Source organism: Streptococcus oralis SK610 (assembly GCF_000257455.1).
In the GTDB taxonomy this organism is placed as follows: domain Bacteria; phylum Bacillota; class Bacilli; order Lactobacillales; family Streptococcaceae; genus Streptococcus; species Streptococcus oralis_CB.
This window is the reverse complement of record NZ_AJKQ01000031.1, coordinates 135,113-142,747: the sequence shown is the minus strand read 5'-3', so window position 1 is coordinate 142,747 and position 7,635 is coordinate 135,113. Positions and strand designations below refer to the sequence as shown.

Below are 7,635 nucleotides of genomic sequence, written 5' to 3'. Positions count from 1 at the left end.
TTCCAGAATTGGTAGAGTATGGCACCAGTTCTGAGATGCCTCCAGTTCAAGAGATTCCAGAATTGACGGAATATGGCACAACTCCAGAAACAGCTCCTATTCATGAGACTTCTGAGTTGGAATTGACTACAAATGATGAGGTTAGAATAGAAAAGATTGATTTTTCTATTGACGAGCAATATACAGATGAGATTCCAGAAGGAAGTCGTCAAATCGCGACTCCAGGTGTTCAAGGTGAGCGTACGATTAAGACCCGAATCTACAGTTCCAACGGTCAAGTTGTTGACCGTCAAGAACTTTCGAATGAAGAAACCTTGTCTCCAGTAACACAAATCGTCAAAGTCGGAACTGCTAAACCAACCATGGTACCGAACGAAGCACCGAAAGCAGATGCTCTGCCAGAATATCCACTGACTTATACCGATGAAACTCGCGTTGAGAAAATAGCCTTCAACATTGAGGAGCAATATACCGATGAATTGGTTCGAGATGCTCGTCAAATCACAACTCCGGGTGTTGAGGGTGAGCGGACCATTAAGACTCGTGTCTACAGTTCTAACGATCAAGTTGTTGACCGTCAAGAATTGTCTAATGAAGAAACCTTGGCTCCTGTAACGCAAATTGTCAAAGTCGGCACAACTAAGCCAAACATGGTACCAAGCGATGCGCCAAAAGCAGTCGCTTTGCCAGAGTATCCACTCACTTATACCGACGAAACTCGGGTTGAGAAAATTAATTTCACAATTCGTGAAGAAGAAACGGATGATCTTGTTCGAGATGCCCGCCAAATCACAACTCCGGGAGTCCAAGGTGAACGAACTATCAAGACTCGCATTTACAGTTCTAACGGTCAGGAAATCGACCGTCAAGAACTTTCGAATGAAGAAACCTTGGCTCCTGTAACACAAATTGTCAAAGTCGGCACGGCTAAGCCAAGCATGGTGCCGAACGAAGCACCGCAAGCAGACGCTTTACCAGAGTATCCGTTGACATATACTGACGAAATTCGCGTTGAAAAAATCAACTTTAACATTCGTGAAGAAGAAACGGATGAATTGGTTCGTGACGCTCGTCAAATCGCCATTCCAGGAGTCCAAGGCGAACGGACTATCAAGACTCGTGTTTACAGTTCTAATGGTCAAGAGGTTGACCGCCAAGAGTTGTCTAACGAGGAAACTTTAGCTCCAGTGACGCAAGTTGTCAAAGTCGGCACGGCTAAGCCAAGCATGGTGCCGAACGAAGCACCGCAAGCAGAAACTCTGCCAGAGTATCCGTTGACTTATACTGACGAAACGCGCGTAGAGAAAATTGTCTTCAACATCGAGGAGCAATATACGGACGAATTAGTTCGTGATGATCGTCAAATTGCGACTCCAGGAGTCCAAGGCGAACGAACTATCAAGACTCGTGTCTACAGTTCTAATGGCCAAGTGGTTGATCGCCAAGAGTTGTCTAACGAGGAAACTCTAGCTCCCGTAACGCAAGTTGTTAAGGTCGGCACGGCTAAGCCAACCATGGTACCGAACAATCCACCGCAAGCAGACGCCCTGCCAGAGTATCCGTTGACTTATATCGATGAAACTCGCGTTGAGAAGATTAACTTCACCACTCGTGAAGAAGAAACCGATGAGCTTGTTCGAGATGCTCGTCAAATCACAACACCAGGTGTTGAGGGTGAGCGCACGATTAAGACTCGTGTCTACAGTTCTAACGGTCAAGAGGTTGACCGCCAAGAATTATCCAATGAGGAAACTCTAGCTCCTGTAACGCAAATCGTCAAAGTCGGAACTGCTAAACCAACCATGGTACCAAATGATGCACCGAAAGCAGACGTTCTGCCAGAGTATCCCCTAACTTATACTGACGAAACGCGCGTTGAGAAAATCAACTTTAGCATTCGTGAAGAAGAAACGGATGAATTGGTTCGAGATGCCCGCCAAATCACAACTCCGGGTGTTGAGGGTGAGCGTACCATTAAGACCCGTATCTACAGTTCCAACGGTCAAGTTGTTGACCGCCAAGAGTTGTCTAACGAGGAAACTCTAGCTCCAGTAACACAAATCGTCAAAGTCGGAACTGCTAAACCAAGCATGGTACCGAATGAAGCTCCGAAAGCAGATGCTCTGCCAGAGTATCCGTTGACTTACACCGATGAAACTCGTGTAGAGAAAATAGCCTTCAACATTGAAGAGCAAACTACGGATGAATTGGTCCAAGATGCTCGTCAAATCACAACTCCAGGTGTCCAAGGCGAACGAACTATCAAAACTCGTGTCTACAGTTCTAATGGTCAAGTTGTCGACCGCCAAGAGTTGTCTGACGAGGAAACACTAGCTCCTGTAACGCAAATCGTCAAAGTCGGCACAGCTAAGCCAACTATGGTACCAAATGATACGCCGAAAGCAGACGCTCTTCCAGAGTATCCACTAACTTATACCGACGAAACTCGCGTTGAGAAAATAGCCTTCAACATTGAAGAGCAAACTACAGATGAATTGTTCCAAGATGCCCGTCAGATTTCAACTCCGGGTGTTGAGGGTGAGCGCACGATTAAGACCCGTGTCTACAGTTCTAATGGCCAAGTGGTCGACCGCCAAGAGCTGTCTAACGAGGAAACCCTAGCTCCTGTAACACAAATCGTCAAAGTCGGAACGGCTAAACCAACCATGGTACCAAATGATGCACCAAAAGCAGATATTCTGCCAGAATATCCGCTAACTTACACCGACGAAACTCGCGTAGAAAAAATTGCGTTCAACATAGAGGAGCAATATACGGACGAATTGGTCCAAGATGCTCGTCAAATCACAACTCCAGGTGTTGAGGGTGAGCGCACGATTAAGACTCGCATCTACAGTTCTAACGGTCAAGAGGTTGATCGCCAAGAGTTGTCCAACGAGGAAACTCTAGCTCCCGTAACACAAATCGTCAAGGTAGGCACGGCTAAGCCAAACATGGTACCGAACGACCCACCAAAAGCAGACGCTTTAGAAGAGTTCGATTTAATTTCACTGCATAATCTCTTGGCAGAAGCAGATCAGATTAAATCTCAGGCCCGTTATTTCAACGATAGCCAGAGCCATCAAGCTAACTATGATGCTGCTTTAACGGCAGGTCAAGCGATTCTGAGCCAATCTCAAGCCAGCCAAGCAGAAGTCAACCAACTGGTGGAACAAATCAATCAAGCCAAGGCGCAATTGAGTGGTCTTGAAGTTGTCAAAACGGCTCTTCAGACGGAGTACGATTTAAATCCAAGAGTTAAAACTTCTGTTAAATATAAGAATGCGGATTTAGATAAGCAGACAGCTTATACTGACGAATTGATTAAGGCTGAAGGAGTTTTGAACAATCAAACTGCTACACAAGTACAGGTCAACCAAGCTCTTGCTAGCCTGACAGCATCCAAAGAAGCTCTAAATGGAGTGCCTAAAGTCAAGCCGATTGTTTCCATTCTAAGTCTGACTGAGAATGCTGATGATAAGTCGGTTACGGTCCAATATAGATTGGAAGACCAGACCCAGTCCTTCCGTTCAGCGACTGCAGAATTGTATCAGGGAGACCAGCTGATTCGCACTCTTCCAATTACCAACTTTGCTGGCAGTTTGAAAATTGGCGACCTAGACTACTACACAGGCTACACTCTAAAAACCAAGTTGACTTATGAACTGGATAATGGCAGCTTTACTGAGTTTGAAACAGACAGTCGTAACTTTGAGTTAGAATACAAGAAGATTGCCTTCCGTGATATTGATTCTGTTGAGTTTTATCATAAAGAAAACGACCAATATAAGCGCTTTGTATCGATGAGCTCTATGCCTACGGATCTGTCAAACTACTTCGTCAAAATCAAGTCAAGCGAATCCAAGGAAATCCTCCTTCCAGTTCACAGCATTTCTGAAGCAGAGAAAGATGGTAAGGCAGTCTATAAGGTTAATGTAACCCTTCCTGAACTCGTCCAAGAAAGTGAGACGGGTTACAAGTCTGGGCACGACTTCTACATCAGTAAGGCGGTCCCAAGTCAGCAAAATATCTACACTAGCTTTGCTGGATTGGTAGACGCTATGAAGCGAAATATGGCTGGAAACTATGTTCTGGGAGCTGATTTGGATGCGAGCGAGGTCAACCTAGCTCCTGCGGATTATGTCTACCTCAAAGGGAACTTCACCGGTAGTCTGACAGGTAGTCAAAATGGCAAGCAATATGCGATTTACAATCTAGCCAAGCCTTTATTTGAAAACCTCAAGAGTGGTTCTACCATTTCCAATATCGACTTTAAAGATGTGAATATCGTGGGTACCTATGACTCGGCTGCGCTGGCACGCAATTCGGAAAATGCGCGAATCACAGATGTTTCTGTTCAGGGGAGAGTATCGGTAGTAGGAAACGCCTCTAACGTAGCGGGTCTAGTAGTTAATGGAACCAATACGCAAATTACCAATAGTTCCTTTACGGGGACTATCCTATCTAACAGTCAACACATCAAAGCTTATAACGTAGGTGGTTTGGTTGCAAGCCTTAAAGGAGGAGAATCTCTTCTTAGCCAAAGTAAAGCAGATGTAACGATTATTAGTGGTGCACGATCAAATGAACAACGTATCGGTGGTTTGGTTGGACGTCTAGAAAACAATGCTCGAATCACGAAATCTTATGTGACAGGAAAATTATATAATTCAACTACTAACGGTCAGATCGGTGGAGTGGTCGGTTCGAACTACTTTAATGGTTTAGTTGATAATGTTATCAGTAATGTTAGCGGTACAAATGTTTACAGCATTTCTGGGGATCAGGGCTACAAAAACGACCGCATTACGCAAGCATATAAAGTTGCTAAAAGTGAAACCTTGAAAAACGATCAGTTTGTTACTTCTACTATTACTCAAGAAGAAATGGAAGAAAAACTGACTGCTATGGACATAACAACTAGCCTAGATGACACGAATCTAAATATGCGTTTTGTCGACTATGGAGAAGTAAACAATGCTCAGTTTGACCGCGGATATTCTTATGCAAATATGGAGAAACTGCTTCCTTTCTACAATAAAGAAACCATTGTTTCGTTTGCGAACAAGATTCCGAAAGAGCATAAGTTGAACAAGGAGTACCTACTGGATGTTGTTCCGATGAAGGATCATCAAGTGGTTACAGATATCCATGGCAATAAAACAGAAATCAACCGTTTGATGCTTCACTACATGGACAATACCATTGACTACCTAGAAATATCTTATCAGGGAGATTTCGTCAACCAAGGTATTGCTGAGTATAGGATGAAGGGGTTAGACCTTCTTTATACTCCAGAAGCCTTTGTATCAGATTATACTAGTATTCTAAATCAAGTTTTGCCAGAGTTAAACAAAGTAGTTCTTGATTCTCCAGCTATGCGTACAGCTCTCGGAGTAGCAACAGATACCTCTTTGGATGAACTATACTTAGACACCGCATTTACGCAAGTGAAAAGCAAACTGTCAGCAGAACTACGAAAAGTTCTGGCTATGGATAAGGCTATCAATACTGAAGGTGAAGTAGTTAAGGATTATCTTGTTAAGAAGATTCTTGCTGATAAAGAAGCTTTTCTATTAGGTCTGACTTATCTTAATCGTTGGTACAATATCAACTATGATAACTTTAACGTTAAGGACTTATTGGCTTACAAGATGGATTTCTACGGTAAGAATGACGTTTCGGTTCTTGATACAATCATAGCTTTAGGGAAATCAGGACTTGAGAATCTCAAGGCTAAGAACAACTATACAGCGTATGACAATTCGCTCTCTGAAGCAACTGGCAAGCGAGGACTCTTCAATTACCTTGAAGGCTACCGTCAGCTCTTCCTACCATATAAGACTAATAATGAATGGCTCAAGACCAATACAAAAGCCTACATCGTTGAGGCTAAGTCCGATGTAGCAGAAGCGAGACAGCTTCAGGACGCAGCCGAGGGCAAGAGCAAGTACTCTGTCGGTGTTTATGACAAGATTACTGCAGATAATTGGGAACACAAGGACATGCTCCTACCACTCTTGACCATGACGGAGAAGGGTGTCTATGCTATCTCTAATATGTCTACCCTCTCTATGGGAGCTTATGATCGCTACCGCCTGGATGCCAATAACAGAGTGCGTACAGACGCAGAACTAGTTGAATATGTCGAAGACAGAGTGAGAAAAACAGCTGAATACCAGCGCGACCACTATGATTTCTGGTATAAGATTCTCAGTCCAGAAAGCAAGGACAAGCTCTTCCGTTCGGTTCTGGTTTATGATGGATTCTCATTGGTTGACAAGAATGGTCAAAAATACTGGGCTCCAGCTAATGATAAAAAATCTCTAGCTATGCAGGAGTTCTTCGGACCTGCCGGCAAGTGGTATCCAAGCAAGGGTTATAATGCCTATGCTACGGGTAGTGTAACTCACTTTGATGCTGCTAAATTGTTGGAAGACTATGGTAACTCAGTCTACACGCATGAGATGACCCATAACTCTGACGGTGCAATTTACTTTGAAGGTTATGGTCGTCGTGAGGGCTTGGGTGCGGAACTCTATGCTCGTGGACTCTTGCAATCTTCGCCAAGCCCAGATGAACCAACCATTACGCTCAATACTCTCTTCAAGGTGGACAAGGATTCTAAGACACGTATGCATACCTATAATTTCAAGGAGCGTGTTCAAAATGAAGCAGACCTACAACACTATGTCCATGGTATGTTTGACATGATCTACACCCTGGACTATCTAGAAGGTACTTCTATGTTGAAGCAGAGCGATGCTGCCAAGTTACAGTGGTTCAGGAAGATGGAGAATTACTATATTACAGATAAGTATGGTAAGGAGACCCACGCAGGTAACCAGACGCGAAGCTTCACAGCTGAGGAAATCAAGCAGCTGAAGACCTTTGACTCTTTGATTGAAAATGATGTGATCACTCGTCGGGAGAATAAGGAAAGTGGGAAATATGGTCGAAATGGCTACCTCAGTCTCAGCCTCTTCTCACCAATTTACTCAGCCTTGAGCAATCCAAATGGAGCGCCAGGTGACGTCATGTTCCGTCGCACAGCCTATGAATTACTGGCAGCCAAGGGCTACCATGAAGGATTTGTCCCTTATGTTTCTGGTCAGTACTCTCAGGAAGCCTTCGATGAAGGGAAGAAAACGTGGGACGGATGGTCTGGAAGAGATGTTGGTCTCGTGACGGATCAGAAAGTCTTGGAAAATGTATTCAAAGGCGAATATGATTCCTGGGTAGCCTTCAAGAAAGCTATGTACCAAGAGCGAATTGATCAGCTGACCAAGCTGAAGCCAATTACCATTGAGTACGAGCTTAAAAATCCAAACAGTACCAAGAAAGTAACCATTCGCTCTTATGCAGAGATGCAGCAGTTGATGGATGCAGCAGTGGCAGAGGATGTACGCAACATTACCAATGCTACTAGCCGTGTCGAAGCTAGCTGGGTCAACCTGCTTAAGAAGAAGATTTACAACGCTTATCTTCGTGAGACAGACGACTTCAGACAGTCTATTTTCAAGAAATAAGGAAACGATTCTGTTTGATTAAAATTTGAAAAATTCCTAGGTTTAAGGCTACCTAGGAATTTTTTCTGTGGTTTCTCCATGATCTTGTTTGTGCATTCAAGACCTG

1 protein-coding gene is annotated in these 7,635 nt (G+C 43.9%); it reads left to right on the top strand.

Annotated elements, in window-relative coordinates:
- The first annotated feature begins 8 nt into the window (after window positions 1-8).
- On the top strand, window positions 9-7,529 hold the full coding sequence (locus HMPREF1115_RS11720; RefSeq protein ID WP_002882750.1) for a ZmpA/ZmpB/ZmpC family metallo-endopeptidase: 7,521 nt from the start codon (window positions 9-11) through the stop codon (window positions 7,527-7,529).
- The last annotated feature ends 106 nt before the right edge of the window (window positions 7,530-7,635 follow it).